Annotated in this window: 13 protein-coding genes and 1 pseudogene; 7 read left to right on the top strand and 7 right to left on the bottom strand. The window is 70.5% G+C overall.

The features are described 5' to 3' along the window. The first annotated feature begins 278 nt into the window (after positions 1–278). Positions 279–1,628, top strand: a complete 1,350-nt coding sequence (locus ACFY1L_RS54040) for an MFS transporter (RefSeq protein ID WP_388842948.1) — start codon at positions 279–281, stop codon at positions 1,626–1,628. 61 nt (positions 1,629–1,689) lie between these two features. Then, positions 1,690–4,353, top strand: a complete 2,664-nt coding sequence (locus ACFY1L_RS54045; protein WP_388842949.1) for a family 78 glycoside hydrolase catalytic domain — start codon at positions 1,690–1,692, stop codon at positions 4,351–4,353. A 159-nt stretch (positions 4,354–4,512) separates the two neighbouring features. Here the strand turns inward: ACFY1L_RS54045 and ACFY1L_RS54050 are convergent, their stop codons facing one another. Continuing rightward, entirely contained in the window at positions 4,513–5,310 is a 798-nt protein-coding gene (locus ACFY1L_RS54050) for a sugar phosphate isomerase/epimerase family protein (RefSeq protein ID WP_388842950.1), read from the bottom strand. Then, positions 5,307–5,924, bottom strand: coding sequence for a TetR/AcrR family transcriptional regulator (locus tag ACFY1L_RS54055; RefSeq protein ID WP_388842951.1), 618 nt, complete (start codon positions 5,922–5,924; stop codon positions 5,307–5,309). Before ACFY1L_RS54055 ends, ACFY1L_RS54050 begins: the two co-directional genes overlap by 4 nt. Positions 5,925–6,352: 428 nt before the next feature. Here ACFY1L_RS54055 and ACFY1L_RS54060 point away from each other — a divergent pair, with 428 nt between their 5' ends. From ACFY1L_RS54060 to ACFY1L_RS54075, 4 genes are read left to right on the top strand one after another with little or no spacing between them, the layout of a single operon-like run. Beyond that, positions 6,353–7,945: an ABC transporter substrate-binding protein gene (locus tag ACFY1L_RS54060; protein ID WP_388842952.1), complete on the top strand. Its 1,593-nt coding sequence runs from the start codon at positions 6,353–6,355 to the stop codon at positions 7,943–7,945. 10 nt (positions 7,946–7,955) lie between these two features. Next, positions 7,956–8,900, top strand: coding sequence for an ABC transporter permease (locus tag ACFY1L_RS54065; RefSeq protein WP_388842953.1), 945 nt, complete (start codon positions 7,956–7,958; stop codon positions 8,898–8,900). Then, the gene (locus ACFY1L_RS54070; RefSeq protein WP_388842954.1) at positions 8,897–10,654 is read left to right on the top strand and encodes an ATP-binding cassette domain-containing protein; all 1,758 of its coding nucleotides are present in this window, start codon (positions 8,897–8,899) and stop codon (positions 10,652–10,654) included. The genes ACFY1L_RS54065 and ACFY1L_RS54070 overlap by 4 nt, the downstream gene beginning before the upstream one ends. Then, entirely contained in the window at positions 10,651–11,466 is an 816-nt protein-coding gene (locus ACFY1L_RS54075; RefSeq protein WP_388842955.1) for an ATP-binding cassette domain-containing protein, read from the top strand. The genes ACFY1L_RS54070 and ACFY1L_RS54075 overlap by 4 nt, the downstream gene beginning before the upstream one ends. A gap of 102 nt (positions 11,467–11,568) precedes the next feature. Here the strand turns inward: ACFY1L_RS54075 and ACFY1L_RS54080 are convergent. The 5 genes and pseudogenes from ACFY1L_RS54080 to ACFY1L_RS54100 form a co-directional block, all read right to left on the bottom strand. Beyond that, a pseudogene (locus ACFY1L_RS54080) lies at positions 11,569–11,921 on the bottom strand (CoA-transferase); the annotation flags it as partial. A 595-nt stretch (positions 11,922–12,516) separates the two neighbouring features. Continuing rightward, complete coding sequence (locus ACFY1L_RS54085; RefSeq protein ID WP_388842956.1) at positions 12,517–13,038, bottom strand: PucR family transcriptional regulator ligand-binding domain-containing protein; 522 nt, start codon at positions 13,036–13,038, stop codon at positions 12,517–12,519. A gap of 58 nt (positions 13,039–13,096) precedes the next feature. Continuing rightward, positions 13,097–13,576 carry a dirigent protein gene (locus ACFY1L_RS54090; protein WP_388842957.1) on the bottom strand — a complete coding sequence of 160 codons (480 nt, stop codon included), beginning with the start codon at positions 13,574–13,576 and terminating at the stop codon, positions 13,097–13,099. Positions 13,577–13,578: 2 nt separating this feature from the next. After that, positions 13,579–15,054 (bottom strand): aldehyde dehydrogenase family protein, encoded by a 1,476-nt coding sequence (locus ACFY1L_RS54095; RefSeq protein ID WP_388842958.1) that lies wholly within the window; start codon positions 15,052–15,054, stop codon positions 13,579–13,581. A 73-nt stretch (positions 15,055–15,127) separates the two neighbouring features. Next, the gene (locus ACFY1L_RS54100) at positions 15,128–16,645 is read right to left on the bottom strand and encodes an APC family permease (protein ID WP_388842959.1); all 1,518 of its coding nucleotides are present in this window, start codon (positions 16,643–16,645) and stop codon (positions 15,128–15,130) included. A 201-nt stretch (positions 16,646–16,846) separates the two neighbouring features. Here ACFY1L_RS54100 and ACFY1L_RS54105 point away from each other — a divergent pair, with 201 nt between their 5' ends. Continuing rightward, positions 16,847–17,596, top strand: a complete 750-nt coding sequence (locus tag ACFY1L_RS54105; protein WP_388842960.1) for a FadR/GntR family transcriptional regulator — start codon at positions 16,847–16,849, stop codon at positions 17,594–17,596. Positions 17,597–17,613 lie beyond the last annotated feature (17 nt).

The raw sequence follows: 17,613 nt of genomic DNA on the forward strand, positions 1-17,613 counted from the left end.
CCTCCGTTACGCAGCACTTCGCTTCCGCTACGCAGCACTGGGCTTCCGTTTCGCCGCGCGACCGAGAAGGCGGCCCATGCCTCGACCCCGCCGCCCCCCATGGCGCACAGCCGAACCACACCGGCACTCTGCGCCGACCGAGCCGCTCACGGGCCCGGCACCCGTCGGCGCAGGGCCACAGCCGCCGCTGTGCATTCACCGCAGCCCCGGGCCGACCCTCACCGGCGTCGCCAGAGCCGGAATCCCGGCCCCGACGGTCATGTGACAAAGGAGTCTTCATGCCTCACGCCGACCGAGACGTCAGCGTGGTGGTGCCCCCTGTGCCGGTGTCGCCGCAGGACGCCGCCGGGGTTTCCACCGAGCCGCCCGCCAAGCCCGAGATCGAGGCAACGCCACTGCAGAAGGTCGGTAGGGACTACCTCCTCTGGCTGATGATCGCCAGCTTCGGCGGCTCCTTGGCCCTGATGGTCCCCCTCTCCTACTCGCTCGCGGTGCGGATCTCCGACCTGGCGCCCGGGCACGAGGAACAGCTCGGATACGTCACCGGGTCCGCCCAGTTCGTCTACCTGGTCCTCAGCCCCCTGATCGGCCTCTGGAGCGACCGGACCCGTTCCCGGCTCGGCCGCCGGACCCCCTTCATGATCGGCGGCGCCCTGCTCGGCACCGTCGCGCTCGTCGGGGTCGCCCTGGCACCGTCGGTCCTCCTGCTGGGCCTGGCGTGGATCGTCGGCATGATCGGCTGGTCCACGACCGGGCAGGCCGTCCAGAACGTCCAGGCGGACCGGGTGCCCGAGGAGCAGCGCGGCCGGGTCTCGGCGCTGACCAGTGTCACGACCCAGATCGCCCCCGTGATCGGGATCGGTCTCGCGTACGGGGTGGCCTCCAGCACGTTCCTGGTCTTCCTGGTCCCGGGCGTACTGGGCGCGGCCCTGGTGATCCTGTTCCCGGTGTTCAAGCCCGAGGGCGACTCCCGCGCACTCGTGCACACCGGCGGTGTGACCCTGCGGAGCATGGTCGCCAGCTACGGCTTCAACCCGCGCAAGTACCCGGACTTCGGCTGGAACTGGCTCAGCCGCTTCGTCTTCTTCATGGGCCTGTACTTCAACACGACCTTCGGCACCTTCTTCTACGCACAGCGGCTCGACCTGCCGGTCAAGGAGGTCGCCGGGATCGTGGCGGTCATCGGGACCGTGGGCGTGGTGGCCGCCGCCGGCGGCGCCATCGGGGGCGGTTTCCTCTCCGACAAGCTCGGCCGGCGCAAGCTGTTCGCCCTGATAGGTTCCGCGGTGTTCGTCGCCGGGGCCGTCACCGAGGCGTTCGCCCACTCGCTGCCCCAGCTGGTCGTCGGCGCGGTGCTGATGCAGTTCGCCATCGCGGTGTTCAGCGCCGTCGACCAGGCGATCGTGTTCGCCGTCCTGCCGGACCGGGCCGAGGCCGGCCGCTACCTCGCCGTCGTCGCCTTCGCGCAGAAGATCCCCAGCGCCGTCGCCCCGCTGATCGCCCCACTCGTCATCACCCTCGGCGTCAGCGGCGGCGAGAAGAACTACACCCAGCTCTACCTGATCGGCGCGGTGCTGGCCCTGGTCGGCGGCCTCATCGTCAAGCTCAAGATCAAGTCTGTCCGGTAGCACCGCCCCCGCCGGCCTCCCGAGAAGCATCCCGTTCCACCGAGTTCCGAGAAGGCACACCATGCACAACGCACCGTACGACCTGGGCATCGACAGCGGCGGTGACACCTTCCCCGTGTCGGGGCCCACGCCCCGGCTGTCGTGGAAGCCGCCGTCGGACGCGGTACGCCCGGTGACGTACGAGGTGGAGTGCACCGTCGACGGCGAGGCGCGGCCCGCTGTGACCACTGCCGTGGGCGGGCACCGGTTCCTCCCCTGGCCGTGGGCGGCGCTGGACAGCGGTCGCCGGGTGGCCTGGCGGGTCCGGGCGCTCGGCGGCAGCAGCGACTCGCCGTGGTCACGGTGGCACGCGTTCGAGACGGGCCTTCTCGACGCGGACTGGCGGGCGCGCTGGATCAGTCCCGCCGAGTCCGACGACGCCGGCTACGGCAGACGGCCCGCGTACGTCCTGTCGACCCGGTTCGAGGCGCGGGCCGCAGTGCGCTCGGCACGGCTGTACGCGACGGCCCTCGGCGTGTACGAGGCGTATGTCAACGGCGCGCGGGCCGGCACCGCCGAACTCTCGCCCGGCTCCACCTCCTACGACCGCACGCTCTACGCCCAGGCGTCCGACGTCACGGCCGCCGTCGAGGCGGGCGCCAACCGGTTCGAGATCCTGCTGTCCGACGGCTGGTACCGGGGTCAGGTCGGGGCCTTTCGCCTGCCCGCCGGCTGGGGCACCGTGCTCGGCGCGCGGGCCGAGCTGCACATCGTCTACAAGGACGGCACACGCCAGGTCGTCCGCACCGACGGGACGTGGACGAGCGCAGAGTCGGCCATGACCCGGGCCGACCTCATGGACGGGCAGACCACCGACTTCCGGCTGCGGCCCGGGGCCGGCGGGCCCGTCCTCGTCGACCAGGTGGAGGCACCCGCGATCGACTGGTCGCCGGCACCACCGGTGCGCGTGGTCGAGTCACGCCCCGCGCACTCCGTCGCACGGCTCGAAGACGGTGTCTGGATCGCCGACTTCGGCCAGAACGCCCCCGGCCGCATCGCCCTGAGTGACCTCGGCCCGGACGGCACCCGCACGGTCGTCGACCACGGCGAGCACCTCGGCCCCGACGGCGACCTGACGACCGCCCATCTGGACGCCACACGTCCCGGCCAGGCCCCGCTCCCCTTCGTCCAGCGCGACGAGACCGTGTCCGCGGGCGGTGACGAGACGTTCGAGCCGCGCCACACGGTGCACGGTTTCCGGTACGTCCGGGTCCGCCGCGACGGCGCCCCGCTCGACCCGGCAGGCCTCGTCATGCGGGTCGTCCACTCCGACCTGCGCCGCACCGGCACCTTCGCCTGCGGCCACGAGGATCTCAACCGCCTGCACGAGATCGCCGAGTGGAGCTTCCGCGGCAACGCCGTCGACGTGCCCACCGACTGCCCGACCCGTGAACGCCTCGCCTGGACCGGCGACTACCAGGTCTTCGCCCCCACCGCGACCCGCCTGTACGACGTCCTGGGCTTCAGCCGCAAATGGCTGCGCTCCGTCCGCGACGACCAGCTGCCCGACGGCCGGATCGCCAACTTCTCGCCCGACGGCCGCCGTATCAAACACCACCTCGACGACCAGTTCGCCCTCATGACCGGCTCGGCCGGCTGGGGCGACGCCATCGTCGCCGTCCCGTGGGAGCTGTACGAGGCGTACGGCGACCGGGAGGTGCTGGCGGAGAACTGGGAGGCGATGGTGGGCTGGGTGGAGTGGGCGCTCATGACCGCCCGCACCCTCCGGCACGGGTCCCGGACCGAGCGCTCGGCCGAGCCGCTGCCGCACGAGCAGTACCTGTGGGACGGCTCCTTCCACTGGGGCGAATGGACCGAGCCCAGGGCGAAGGCAGCCGACGGCACCCGCGTCGACCCGGTCAAGGACGATCCCGTCGCCTGGTTCCTGGCCGACAAGGGCGAGATCGGCACGTCATTCCTGTACCGCTCGACGGCGACCCTGGCCCGCATGGCACGGGTGCTGGACCGTACCGAGGACGCGGACCGCTATACCGAGATCACCGAGCGCGTCCGTGACGCGTGGCGCACCGAGTTCCTCTCCCCCGACGGGCGCACCGCCGGCGACACCCAGGCCGGTTATGTGCGGGCGCTGTCCCTCGGGCTCGTCCCCGGTGACCTGCGCGAGGCCGCCGCCGCGCGCCTGGTCGAGCTGATCCGCGCGGCCGGCACCCATCTCGGCACCGGCTTTCTCGCGACCGGCGATCTGCTCCCCGTCCTCGCCGACACCGGACACTCCGACGTCGCCTACGAGTTGCTCCTCCAGCGCACCGCGCCGTCCTGGCTGTACATGCTCGACCGCGGCGCGACCACCATCTGGGAGGACTGGGAGGGCGTCGACGACACCGGCACCGCGCACGACTCCCTGAACCACTACAGCAAGGGCGCGGTGGTCTGCTTCATGCACACCCACGTCCTGGGGCTGCGGCAGACGCCGGGGTCGGTCGCCTGGGAGTCCTTCGAGGTCGCGCCGGTCCCGCACCCGTCCGTGCCGTGGGCCCGGGGCACGCATGAGTCGCCGCAGGGCACGATCGCCGTCGAGTGGCGAACGACGGGGGATCTGCTCACCGTCACGGTCGACGTCCCGCCGGCCACCACCGCACGCGTCGTCTTCCCCGACGGCACGACCGTGGAGCCCCTCCGCTGCGGCAGGTTCAGCGCGTCCCGCCGGGTGGGGAAGGGGGATTGAGACGACGGGAGAGCGAATCCGGCGGCGGTGACGCCTTGTGCCGTCCGCTCGCTCCTGCCGACGCCCGTATCGAGGCCTGACAACCCCCTGCGCACAATGAGGTTCACCCCGCGACGCGGCGACGATGACCAGCCGCGCCGAGCGCCGCTCGAAGGGGTGTCAGGCGATGGTCAGGCCACCCGCCAGGAGCGCTTGCCGGTTGGCGGCGAGGAGTTCGAAGCGGTCGGCTTCGGTCCGGTCGATCTCCGTGATGTGCCAGCGCAGATGGGTCCCGGCGCGCGACGCAGCCGGGATGTCGATATCCCCGGTGCCGATGGGCGTCTGCGGTGTGTCCAGTTCGGCGGGCCCGTCCTTGAGGTGGGCGGTCACGGCGCGTTCTCCGAGACGTTTCAGGACTTCGGCCGGGTCCTGGCCTGCCACGGCGGCCCAGTAGACGTCGACCTCGGCGAGGACCTCGGGGTCGAGCAGATCCCACAGCGCGTCGAAGGCGTGGGCGCCGCCCGGCAGCCGGGCCCACTCGAAGTGGTGGTTGTGGTAGCCGAGCCGGATCCCGGCCCCGGCCATCTCCCGTGCCGCCTCGTTGAGACGGTCGGCGAAGGCGCGTACTCCGTCGTGGCTCTCCAGGGACCGTTCGTCGAAACCGTCGACGAGCCACGGGATCGGCACGAAGGCGGTGTCCGTGCCGAGGATGCGGCAGGTCTCGATCGCGGCTGCCTGGCCGTCGGCCGACACGGCGATGTGCACGGAACTGACACCGAGGCCGGCCTCGTCCAGGTCGGCGCGCAACACACGTGCGGAGGCGGCCAGTTCGTCGGGGGGCGTGTTCCACAGGCCGAGCGCGAACGGCTCGACGTGGCGGAAGCCGAGCGCGGCCAGGAGCGCGAGCGTGCCGGGGCGGTCGGCCGCCAGGGCATCGATCACGCTGTACAGCTGGACGGCGAGGATGCCGGGGCTCATTCTTCGTCCTCCGGTGGTGCGGCCTGCGGGAAGGTCATACGCATGAAGGCCAGGACCGGGCCGACGATGTCGAGTTCCTGGTCGAGCAGCCATTGCAACTGCAGGCCGTTGAGCACGGCTTGGAGCAGGGTGGCGGCGTGTTCGGGGGCGAGCGCCTCGTGCAGTTCTCCGCGGTCCGCCTTGCCGCGCATGCCCCGCGCGAACTGATCGCTGCCCCAGGCGTAGCGCTGCACGAAGTAGCCGTGCGCGGGGTGCTCCGGAAGTGAGGCGGCCGCCGCGAGCTCGATCCACAGGCGCATCAGTTCGGGGGCCTTCTGGTGGTGGCGCAGCATGTCGCCGAGATACGGCGCCAGGTGGTCCATGTCCGGGACCTTCGACTCGGCGTACCGCCGTTCCTCGGTGTCGCGTTCGGCGAGGACGGCGGCGAGCAGGTCGTCCTTGTTGCGGAAGTGGTGCAGCAGACCCGCGTGGGTGATGCCGGCCCGCTCGGCGATGTCCCGCAGCGAAGCCTTCGTGAACCCGTGTTCCGCGAAGCTCTCGCGCGCCGCCCGGACGATCTCCGCCCGCCTCGCCGGGGTCTTGGTGTACGGGCCGCGGGCCTTGGCCTGGGTCACCGTGCGCTTCCTCTTCCCGAATCCCGCATCACCACGCCAAAAACCTTCCAATCCTTAGAATTTCGCAGTCTGCTCGGAGTGTGGACGTCGGCCTCCACGGGCGCAAGGGGCGGGGCGCGGCAATTTCGCGCCAGATAACGCTCTGATTACGAACGCGGCCCTCACTCTTCCCGCACCTTCTGCCGGGGCTTACTTTCCCAATGAAATTCGACCAAGTGGTAACTGTTCGCGTGACAGGGTGCACCGGCGGATCCGCAACCGCCGCAACGGGCCCTGTTCACCACCGCATGCCGACGTCACCAAGGGCTCCGCCGCACACCCCCACGCGTGTATCGGCCCACTCGTGCACCCGTGCATGACCGCACCGACCTACCGACGCACTCACCAAGGCCTCGGCTCCCCAGGTTCCAGGACGAAGGAATCCACCCATGCGCATCCGCTTCTCGCATTCCCGGCCCGGGCCACGGCCGCGACCGCGCTCACAGGCCCTGGCCGCCGTCGCCGCCGTAGCCCTGTTGGCCACGGCCACCTCGGCGTGCGACAGCAGCCCGACCTCCGCGTCGAACTCCGGCGCAGACCAGACCCTCGCGCTGTCCATCCTCGGCACACCGAATTCGTTCGACCCCGCCCAGCTCATCGAGGGCCAGCAGACCTACGTCTGGGACTCGATCTTCGACACCCTCCTTCTCCAGGACAACAAGGGCAACCTCCACCCCGGTGCCGCGCAGAGCTGGTCGTACTCCAAGGACGCCCGCACGCTGACGCTGAAGATCCGCCCGGGCATGAAGTTCAGCTCGGGCGACCCGGTGGACGCGAACGCGGTGAAGGCCACCCTGGAGCGGATCCGGTCGACGCCCGGTCAGAGCCAGCTGTCACTGGCCTCCGTCGCCTCGGTCGAGGCCCCCGACGCCTCGACGGTCCTCATCAAGCTCAAGCAGCCCGACGCCTCACTGCTCGCCGCACTGTCGACGTCGCCCGGTGTGATCGGCGACCCGAAGACGATGGCGAACAAGAGCACCGCCCTGAACCCGGTCGGCTCGGGCCCGTACACCCTGGACCCGAAGACCACGGTCAACGGCTCGGTGTACGTCCTCAACCGGCGCGACGGCTACTGGAACAAGAACGCGTACCCCTTCAAGACGGTCAAGATCCGTGTGATCACCGACCCGACCGCGTCCGCCAACGCCCTCAAGGCGGGCCAGACCAACGCCGGCACCGCCGACGTCTCCCAGCTGCCCGCGCTCAAGGCGGCCGGCTTCCAGATCACGCATGTGCAGGCAACCGCGGGCGCCGTCCTCGTCCTGGCCGATCGTGCGGGCACCAAGCTCAAGCCGCTCGGCGATCTACGCGTCCGCAAGGCCATCAACATGGCCTTCGACCGGCAGAAGATGGTCACTCAGGTGCTGCGCGGCTCCGGCAAGGCCACCGACCAACTGTTCAACCCGAAGGGGAATGCCTACGACGAGGCGCTCAACCAGCTGTACCCCTACGACGTCTCCGGGGCCAAGAAGCTGCTCGCCGAGGCCGGCTACCCGAACGGCTTCAAGGTCACCATGCCGAGCCTCGTCTTCACCAAGTCCTTCGAGCCGCTCTTCACCCAGGCGCTCGCCGACATCGGCATCAAGGTGACCTGGGAACCGGTGCCCGCCCAGCAGACCACCACCGCCGTCGCCTCCGGCAAGTACCCCATGTTCCTGCTGGTGGAGGGCCTCGCCTCCGACGCGGTCATGACCCGCAGCTTCTACACCCCGACCGGCTTCCGCAACGTCTTCCGCTCCACCGACCCGAAGCTGACCAAGCTCCTCGACCAGGCCGCCCGGGAACTCGACCCGGCCAAGGCCGCCGGCATCTACCGGGAGATCAACGAGTTCGGCGTCGAGAACGCGTGGCTGGCGCCCGTCTTCTACCTCGGCAGCGACTGGGCCACCAAGAAGGGCATCACCTACCTCGGCGACGGCTCCTCCACGATGTCCACCGTCCGACAGTTCGGCGTGGCCGACTCGTCGCAGTCCGGAGGGTGAGCGGCCCCCCATGACCGTCTATGTGCTGCGTCGCCTCACCGCGGGCCTCGTGCTCGCGGTCCTGGTGACCATGATCACGTTCCTGCTGCTCAGCACGTCCTTCGACGACGTGGCGAGCAGCGTCCTCGGCAACGGCGCCACCCCGGGGCAGATCGCCGCCCAGAAGGCCCGGATGGGCCTCGACCGGCCGGTGGCGGTGCAGTACGGCGACTGGCTCTCGCACGCCGTCCGCGGGGACCTCGGCGCCTCGTACTTCACCAGCGAACCGGTCCGCTCCGCGATCACCGCCCGGCTCGGCGTCACCCTGTCGATCGTCGTCGTCGCACTGCTGGCCACCTCGGTCATCAGCGTCGCCCTGGGGGTGGCCGCCGCCGCACGCGGCGGCGCCGTCGACCGGTTCGCGCAAGGTGCCGCGATGATCGGCTACCTCGTCCCGAGCCTGCTCGTCGCCATCGCGCTGGTCTATGTGTTCGCGGTCAAGCTGCACGTGTTCCCGGCCACCGGATACACGGACTTCAGCGAGAACCCCGCCCGCTGGGCGAGTTCCATCGCCATTCCCGTGGTCGCCCTGATGATGGGCGGGGCCGCCAGTCTGACGTCCCAGATCCGCGGCGCCATGATCGGCGAACTGCGCAAGGACTACGTCCGCACCCTGCGCACCCGGGGCATCCCCACCCGCTCCATCGTGCTGCGCCACGCCCTGCGCAACGCCGCCGGACCGGCCCTGACGGTCCTGTCCCTGGAGTTCATCCAGATGCTCGGCGGGGCCCTGATCATCGAGCAGATCTTCGCCCTGCCGGGCTTCGGTCAGTACGCGTTCAACGCCTCCTTGCAGGGCGACGTGCCGATCATCATGGGCATCAGCCTCTTCGGTGTGCTGCTCGTCGTGGCCGTCAACCTCGTCGTCGATCTCCTCAACGGATGGCTCAACCCGAAGGCGAGGATCGTCAGTTGACCACACCGAATGCGGACGCGCGGCGCCGCTCCACGCTGCGGCGACTGATCGCCGCCCCCCAGGCCGTCGTCAGCGCGAGCCTGCTCGTCGTCATCGTCCTGCTCGGACTGTTGGCACCGGTCCTCAGCGACCACGGTGCCAACGAGGCGAACCTGGACGCGGTCAACGCCGGCGTCGGCGACCACGGCTATCTCCTCGGAGGCGACAAGAGCGGCCGGGACATCTTCGCCAGGCTGCTGTACTCCATCGACACCAGCGTGGTCTCGGCGCTCATCGGCACGAGCATCGCCCTCGCGATCGGGATCACGTCCGGGCTGATCGGCGGGTACTTCGGGCGGCGCGTGCGCGGAGTCACCGAGTGGCTGTTCAGCCTGATCATGACGTTCCCCGGGCTGCTCCTGCTCATCGTGCTGATGCCGGTGACCAAGGGCGACTACAAGGCCACCATGGTCGTCTTCGGTGTCCTGCTCTCCCCGGGCATCTACCGGCTCGTACGCAATCTCGTCCTCGGCGTGAAGAACGAGCTGTACGTGGACGCCGCCCGGGTCTCCGGACTCCCCGACCGGCGCATCCTGCGACGGCATGTCTTCACCGTGGTACGCGGACCGGTGATCATCGCCACCGCGTTCCTCGCGGGGTCGTCCATCGCCGTCCAGTCGGGGCTCGCCTTCCTCGGCGTCGGCTCGAACACGGTGCCCAGCTTCGGCGCGATGATCTCCGAGGGGTTCGGCAACCTGTACGCGGAGCCGCTGCAGTTCCTATGGCCGAGCCTCGCCCTCGGGATCATCACCGCCTCGCTCGTGCTCCTCGGGAACGCGCTGCGGGACGCCCTGGAGGGCGGGCGCCCGAAGCCTGCCCGGATCGTGACCGCGACCGCGTACCGGCCGCCGGCCACCGAGAGCGCCGTCTCCGGACTGCTCACCGTCGACGGCCTGGCGATCGCCTACCCGACGCCGACCGGCGAACTGAAGGAGGTCGTCAGCGGCGTCACCCTGAGCGTGACGGCCGGGGAGACCCTCGGCCTGGTCGGCGAGTCCGGGTCCGGCAAGACCCAGACCGCGTTCGCCGCACTCGGCGTGCTGCCCGCGGAGGCCGTGGTCACCCGCGGCTCGATCCGCCTCGACGGCCGCGAACTGCTCGGCCTGAGCGAACGCGAACTGCGGGCGGTGCGGGGGACGTCCATCGCGTACGTCCCCCAGGAGCCGATGTCCAACCTGGACCCGTCCTGCACGGTCGGCGCCCAGCTCGTCGAGGGCGTGCGCGCGGCGACGCCCATGTCGAGGAGCGAGGCCCGCGACCGGGTCCTGGCACTCCTCGCCCGGGTCGGCATCCCCGACCCCGAACGCACCTTCCGCTCCTACCCGCACCAGATCTCCGGCGGCATGGCACAGCGCGTCCTCATCGCGGGCGCCGTCGCCAGCCGGCCCCTGCTGCTCATCGCCGACGAGCCGACCACCGCCCTCGACGTCACCGTCCAGGCGGAGATCCTCGACCTGCTGCGCGATCTGCGCAAGGAACTGAACATGGCCGTACTGCTCGTGACCCACAACTTCGGTGTGGTCGCCGACATCTGCGACCGCGTGGCCGTGATGCGGGAGGGGGCGGTCGTCGAGACCGGCACGACGGAAGAACTGTTCGCGTCACCCCGCCACCCCTACACGCGCACGCTCCTCGACTCGATCCTCGACGAGACCACGCTGCGCACCGACCCGCCGTCCACCCCGGCGGGCGCGCTCGAAACGGAGAAGCGATGACCACACTGCTGGAGGTGAGCGATCTGCGCGTCACCTACCCCGGGCGGGGCTTCCGAGCCCGCTCCCACGAGGTCCTCCACGGCGTGTCGCTCACCGTGGGGCAGAGCGAAACCCTCGGCGTCGTCGGCGAGTCGGGCTCCGGGAAGACGACCATCGGCCGGGCCGTGCTCGGCCTGGCCGCGCCCAGCGGCGGCACGGTCCGCTTCCGGGGCAACGACATCACCCGCGCCGGGCGCACGGAACGCCGTTCCCTGGCCCGGGACATCCAGGTCGTCTTCCAGGACCCGTACTCCTCCCTCAACCCTGCCCTCACCATCGGTGACATCCTCGGCGAACCGCTCGTCGTGCAGGGCACCGGGACGAGTGAGGCCCGGCGCCGGGTGACGGAGCTGCTCGACCAGGTGGGTCTGCCGAAGGACGCGTCGCAGCGGCTGCCGCGGGAGTTCAGCGGCGGCCAGCGACAGCGCGTGGCGATCGCCCGCGCCCTCGCACCCGCCCCCCGGCTCATCGTCTGCGACGAGCCCGTCTCCGCACTCGACCTCACCACCCAGGCCCGCGTCCTCGACCTGCTCGTCGACATCCAGCGCCGCACCGGCGTCGCTTACCTGTTCATCTCGCACGATCTGGCTGTCATCCGGCACGTCAGTCACCGCGTGAGCGTGATCCACCGCGGCGACATCGTCGAGACCGGGGCGGCGGGCCAGGTCACCACTGCCCCCGAACACCCCTACACACAACGGCTCCTGCTCGCCGCGCCGGTCGCGGACCCGGCCGAACAGCGTCGGCGGCGCGAGGCGCGACAACGCCTGTGACCTGTTCGCCGTACCGCATCAGGCGAACACGTCAGAACCCGTTGGTAGGTAGCCATCTCGGGCCACGGCGCTTTCAGCAGCATTGTGTCGCGGGCTGCAAGGCAGCGTGATGCCGAGCCGCTCCGCGAGTTCGCGGGCGCTGACGCCGTACGTCCCCCGGATGCGTACGCCGTCGGGGCCGACGTCGACGACCTCGTGGTCGGTGCAGACGCGGCTGACGCAGCCGACGCCGGTGAGGGGGTAGGTGCACCCCGCGGTACGAGCTTGGGCTCGCCGGAGCGGGTGAAGAGGGTCATCATCACGTAGACGTCCTTGGCGCCGATGGCCAGGCCCATGGCGCCGCCGACGGCGGGGATGTCGTCGGGCTTGCCGTTGTGCCACTTGGCGAGGTCGCCGTCGAAGGCGACCTGGTAGGCCCCGAGGACGCAGAGGTCGAGGTGACCGCCGCGCATCAGCTGCGCCTTGGCCAGCGTCGCGAGGATTCTTCTCGTCTCCGGGGTGGCGGCGAGCAGCCGACCCACCAGGGACTCGAAGGACACGACGGCCAGGCTGTCGCGGGCCTGGGCAACCGACGCGGCGTTCAGGGCTTCGGACAGCGCCGCGGGTCCGTCGGCCAGGTCGTGGACGGCGCTCAGCCCGGCCCAGGTGCGTGACCTGAGCCGGTCCCGTGCGCCGTCCGTAACTGTCTGTGCCGTGACCGCGTGGCCGGCCGGCAGCAGCACCGCCAGGCACCCGCCGTGTCCGCGGCCGAACAGGGGCAGGCCGCGCTCGGCCAGCTCCGTCCCCACGGCCTGAAGGGCCCGTCGGGGCTGCCGCACCGCAGGACGAGGACACGGGCGCCGTCGCGGACGGGAAAGCCCGCCTCGGTGAGGTGGTCCAGGGCGGCAGATGCGGTGACCGAGCCGTCCAGCAGCAACCGCAGGAACAGCGCGTTGACGCGGTTCTGCTCCTCGCGCAGCCGCAGGGGCTTCTCCGACTCGAGGGCTGTCAGTGAGGCGGCGTGCCCGAGCAGGAGGTGGTCGACCGGTGTGAGGGTCCGGTCGGCGGCCACTACCAGACGGCCGTGGGCACGCGGCCCCACGCGGACCTGCTGTACGGCCACCACTCCGTCCCGGCCGCTGCTGACCGAGGCCGCTGCCTGCTCCGGGGAGCGGAGTGCGGCCTCGGGCGCCGCGGCGTCGAGCTGATGGGCCGCGCGCACCTTGCCGTCGTGGTCCAGGAGGACAACGGACGTGCCGGTGGAGACTTGGTGACGGCCACGAACGGTGTGGGTAGCGCCACTTCCGGGAGTGGCAGCCCTGCCTCCTCGGCCGCGTCGACGAGCGCCTCGGGCACCTGCTCGTGCGACAGTCCGACCCCGAAGCCGACGGCGGCCACCCCGGCCTTCACCAGACGGCCGACATAGTACTCGCAGGCGGCCGAGTCCGCCGTCAGCCGGAGCCCGGTGGTGAGCAGCAGCTCACCACCGGCCAACCACAGCGCCGGGTCGACGAGTTCGATGCTGTGCGCCCAGACCACGTCCCGGTCCAGACCGCCGCGGCCGGCCAGCACCCGCAGACGCAGATCACCCACCGCGCTCGCCGTCCATGACATTCAGAAGTAGAGGTAAAGCGTAGTCGGCTCAGGTCGGTCAGCGCTCCACCGCGAACGTGAAGTCGTAGGCACTTCCCTTGGCGTCGCGGGCGTGCAGATGCATCTGTCCGCGCGCCGTGCGCCACTTGCCCGTTCCGCCGGTGATCGCGGGCGTGGAGTCCGCCGCGTCGTAGAACGGCCCCTGGACAACGATCGATCCGCCGTTCAGCGTCGTCGTCCAGCTGCACTCCCACGCGGTGCCGACCTTGGTGCGCACGCAGGAGCCCTGGGAGCCGCCGACCTTGGTTCCGGCCGTGTCGTAGACGGGGTTTCCGAAAGCCAGCGTGTCCCCGATGCTGTCACCCCGCGGTCCGAGGTCGACGACCGTGTCGGTGTCGGCGTGCTCGATCACGGTGAACTCGGCGGGCCCGCCACGGTGACCTGCTGTTCTGTCGCCGGCCTGCGCCACGGAGACACCGGCGACGAGGACCGCGCAGGTGGCGGCCGCGAGCACGCCGGCGAGACGGGACTTCCTCATGGTCACCAACCCCCTTCGGCACGGCGGTCGTTGCGCAGCTCGCCGTCTCCCAGGTCGAAGACGAGCAGCTTGGCCTCGGTGAAGGTGTCGAGGAACCAGCCGGAGAGTTCGCGGCCGACACCACTCTTGCCGGTGCCGCCGAAGGGGGCCAGCTGGTCCCAGTAGTTGCTGGTCTCGTTGATGTTGACCGTGCCGTGCTGCAGGGCCTCCCCGACGCGCCAGGCGGTGGCGAGGTCCCGGGTCCACAGGGAGGCGATCAGGCCGAGGTCGCTGGAGTTGGCGATCTCCACGGCCTCCTGCACCGAGGAGACCTTGATGACGGGGGCGACCGGGCCGAAGGTCTCCTCCTGTGCGATGCGCATCTCGGGCGTGACGCCGGTGAGGATCGTGGCCGGGAAGAACAGGCCTTCCTCCTTGCCGAACTGGACGACGTCCGCTCCCCTGTCGCGGGCGTCAGACACATGTTCGGCGATGCGCCGCAAGGTGGCCTCGTTGCGGACGGGGCCCATGTCGGTGTCTTCCAACGCCGGGTCGCCGACGCGGAGTTGGGCGGCGCGGGCGGTCAGCTTGGTGACGAACTCGTCGTGGACGTCCTCGTGGACCAGTAGCCGTTCCGCCGAGGTACAGACCTGTCCGGCGAAGTAGAAGCAGCCGTTGACCGCTGCCTCGACGGCGGCGTCGATGTCGGCGTCGGGGAGGATGATGAAGGGGCCGTCGCCGCCGAGCTCGAGCAGGTGCGGGCGCAGGGCCGCGGCGCGGGCGATGCGTTCGCCGGTGGCGGTGGAGCCGGTGAAGAACAGGCCGTCCACGCCCGGGTGTTCGACGAGGGCGGCGCCGACGTCGCCGAGCCCGTGCACGACGTTGATCACGCCGTCGGGCAGGCCGGCCTCGGTGAAGATCTCCGCCACGAGGTTGCAGCTGATCGGGGCGTACTCCGAGGGCTTCCAGACGGCCGTGTTGCCGGCCGCGACGATGTGCGCCAGCGCGATCGAGGAGATGTCGGTGGGGAAGTTGTACGGGGTCACGACGCCGACGACGCCGAGCGGGCGGTAGTTCATGACCAGCCGCTTGTTGTTGGTCTGCTCCTGCGTGGAGGGGAACGACAGGCCCCGGTGACGCAGAACCTCCTCACCGGCCTTCTGCCAGGCGGGGGCCGCGTACTCGATGACCTCCTCGCGGGCCTCCGCGACGGTCTTGCCGATCTCCAGCGTCAGCGCCCGGGCGACGTCCTCCGCGCGCTCGGCGAAGAGCGCATGGACCCTGCGCAGGATCTTGACCCGCTCGATGAGGGGCGTCGCGGCCCACTGCGGCTGGGCGCGGCGGGCGGCGGACACGGCGCGGGCGACGTCCTGGGCGTCGCAGCGGGTCACGTCCGCGATCAGCTCACCGGACTGCGGGGAGTGCACCGGGAAGCTGCCCGCGCCGCCGTCCAGCCACGAGCCGTCGACGAGCGCCTTCGTGGGCAGGGTTGGGGACATGTTCGTTCCACCTTCGGATCTCGGCGTCGCGTCGCGCGCGACGGCAGAAAGGGAAAGCCGGGGATCTACGTGGTCAGACGGAGGCGGGCGACGAGGACGGCTCCTGCGCGGCCGGCGCGGCCAGCGCGTCCCCCGCCGGGGCGTCTCCCCGCTCGTGCGGCTTGGCGATGGCCATGTACAGGGCGCCTACGCCCACCACGACGGCGCCGCTGACCAGCACGATGTAGTTGTCGTACCAGGGCGTGCCGGGCGTGCGCGGCCAGCTGATGTTGACGAGCGCGACAATGCCGTAGACCAGGGAGCCGATCGTGACCGGAAGCCCCCACCTCTCCAGCCGGTACTTGCCGGACGGCCGCCAGCCGCGCAGCCGCGCCCGCAGGGAGGCCAGGACGACCATCTGGAAGGCCAGGTAGATGCCGAGGGTGGAGAAGGAGATGATCTTCACCAGGGCACCGGCGGAGTACGCGGAACCCACGATGATCAGCCCGGGAAGGAGCGCCGCGAGCAGCAGGGCGTACGGCGGCACCCTGAGCCGCTCGGAGAACGCCGACAGCACGCGGCTGCCGACGATCATCCGGTCGCGGGCAAAGGAGTATGTCAGTCGGCTGGCGGCGGCCTGCAGGCTCATCGCACAGGAGATGAAGGAGAGCAGGACGACGACGAGGACGGCGCGGGCGCCGCCGCTGCCGAAGGCGTCGGTGAGCACCGTGGTCACCGGGTCGGCGTCCTTGCCCGAGATCACCGCACCGAAGTCGCTGACGGAGAGGATGAGCGCCAGACACACGGCCGTCGCGGCGGCACCGCCGATGTAGATGGTGCGCCGCATCGAGGTCGGGATGCGCCGCCCGGGGTTGGGCACCTCCTCGGCGACGTCGCCACACGCCTCGAAGCCGTAGTACTGGAAGACGCCGATGAGCGACGCGGCCGCGAAGGCGTAGAGGTACGAGTGGCTGCCCTGGGACCCGAAGCTGTCGAACAGCACGCCCAACCCATGATGTCGGTGCGCGATCAGCAGCCAGGCGCCCACCACTACGGCCCCGATGATCTCGGCCACGAACCCGAACACGGCGACGGCGGAAAGCACCTTCGTGCCGCCGAAGTTGATGACCGTGGCGAGCAGGAGGAGGCCCAGCGCGCACAGGATCGTCGTCGTGGTGCTGGAGGCGAAGCCGAACACCGCGGCCACGTACGGCCCAGCGCCGTAGGCGACCGCGGAGATGGTGGACAGCAGCGCCAGGAGATAGATCCAGCCGGTCATCCACCCCCACTTGCGCCCCCACAGCCGCCGGGCCCACGGATACACCCCGCCGGCCACCGGGAACTCGGCCACGACCTCGCTGAAGACCAGGGCCACCAGCAACTGGCCGACGCCCGCGATCACGAAGGCCCAGATCATCGGCGGACCGCCGGACATCAGGGAGGCCGCGAACAGGGTGTACACGCCGACGACCGGCGAGAGATAGGTGAACCCCAGCGAGAAGTTCGCCCACAGACTCATGTCCCGCTTGAACTCGGACTCGTAACCGAGAGCGGCAAGTCGCTGGGCGTCGGCATCTGCGGGCGATGGCGGGGACTGCGTGGCGTCGTTCATCGACGGGCTCCTTGAGGGAAACACGCTGCTGAGCGGGATGTCGGCAGGACCGGGGCCGTGGGGGAGGCCGACGAGGACCGGGAGGTGTCCGGTATGTCGAATGCGCGAAAACCTACTACATTGAAGTTCAAAGGACAACGGTTTGGCTGTTACCCTGGCAACGATCTCTCGTTGCGGATCTTTGACCTTTGAGGAGGGGCCGTGGCGGCAGTTGACGGCCGCTCGCCGGTGATGAGCGCCGCCTTCGCGCCCCTGAGCGACTCCGGCCGGGCGGACATGGTGGTGCGCAGGGTTGCCGAAGCGGTCACCATCGGGCTGATGGCGGAGGGGGAACAGCTCCCCAGCGAAAGCGACCTCGCCTGTCAGCTGGGGGTCGCCAACGGCACCGTCCGCGAAGCTCTGGCCATCCTGCGCGAGCAGGGACTCATCGAGACGCGGCGTGGTCGCAACGGCGGGAGCTTCATCCGCAGCCCGGAAGAGGGTCTCACCAGGATCCACCAGGCCCGTCTGAGGGAACTGGGCATCTCGGAGCTGCGCGACCTCGGCGACGAGCAGTTCGCCGTCTCGGGCACCGCGGCCCGCTTCGCCGCCGAACGAGCCCCCTCGGACCTGGCGAAGAGCCTGGATCGCCTGGTCACTGTCCTGCGCAAGGCCGAGTCCCCCGCCGAACGCCGCAAGGCCGACGCCCGCTTCCACATCGAGGTGGCCGTCGCCACGCAGTCCGTCCGGCTGACACGCCTGGAGGTCCGGCTGCAGGCGGAACTCGGGCCGCTGCTGTGGCTGCCGGGCGGCGACGGGCCCGACGCATCGGCCTTCGCCGACCAGCATCACGAGATCCTGGTGGCCATCATGGCCGGAGACGCCGCGGAGGCGCGCCGCCTCGCCGAGGAACACACGATCGCCGGCGCTCGCCATCTGGTACGCACGCACCTACGGTTGACCGATGCCTGACCCGGCGGCGCACCCCC

Origin of the sequence: Streptomyces sp. NPDC001663 (genome assembly GCF_042893105.1) — a bacterium.
In the GTDB taxonomy this organism is placed as follows: Bacteria; Actinomycetota; Actinomycetes; order Streptomycetales; family Streptomycetaceae; genus Streptomyces.

Coding starts and splice junctions, on each gene's coding strand:
- ACFY1L_RS54075 (WP_388842955.1), top strand. CDS start 10,651: ATGACCACACTGCTGGAGGTGAGCGATCTGCGCGTCACCTACCCCGGG.
- ACFY1L_RS54050 (WP_388842950.1), bottom strand. CDS start 5,310: ATGAGCCCCGGCATCCTCGCCGTCCAGCTGTACAGCGTGATCGATGCC.
- ACFY1L_RS54065 (WP_388842953.1), top strand. CDS start 7,956: ATGACCGTCTATGTGCTGCGTCGCCTCACCGCGGGCCTCGTGCTCGCG.
- ACFY1L_RS54100 (WP_388842959.1), bottom strand. CDS start 16,645: ATGAACGACGCCACGCAGTCCCCGCCATCGCCCGCAGATGCCGACGCC.
- ACFY1L_RS54060 (WP_388842952.1), top strand. CDS start 6,353: ATGCGCATCCGCTTCTCGCATTCCCGGCCCGGGCCACGGCCGCGACCG.
- ACFY1L_RS54095 (WP_388842958.1), bottom strand. CDS start 15,054: ATGTCCCCAACCCTGCCCACGAAGGCGCTCGTCGACGGCTCGTGGCTG.
- ACFY1L_RS54045 (WP_388842949.1), top strand. CDS start 1,690: ATGCACAACGCACCGTACGACCTGGGCATCGACAGCGGCGGTGACACC.
- ACFY1L_RS54040 (WP_388842948.1), top strand. CDS start 279: ATGCCTCACGCCGACCGAGACGTCAGCGTGGTGGTGCCCCCTGTGCCG.
- ACFY1L_RS54090 (WP_388842957.1), bottom strand. CDS start 13,576: ATGAGGAAGTCCCGTCTCGCCGGCGTGCTCGCGGCCGCCACCTGCGCG.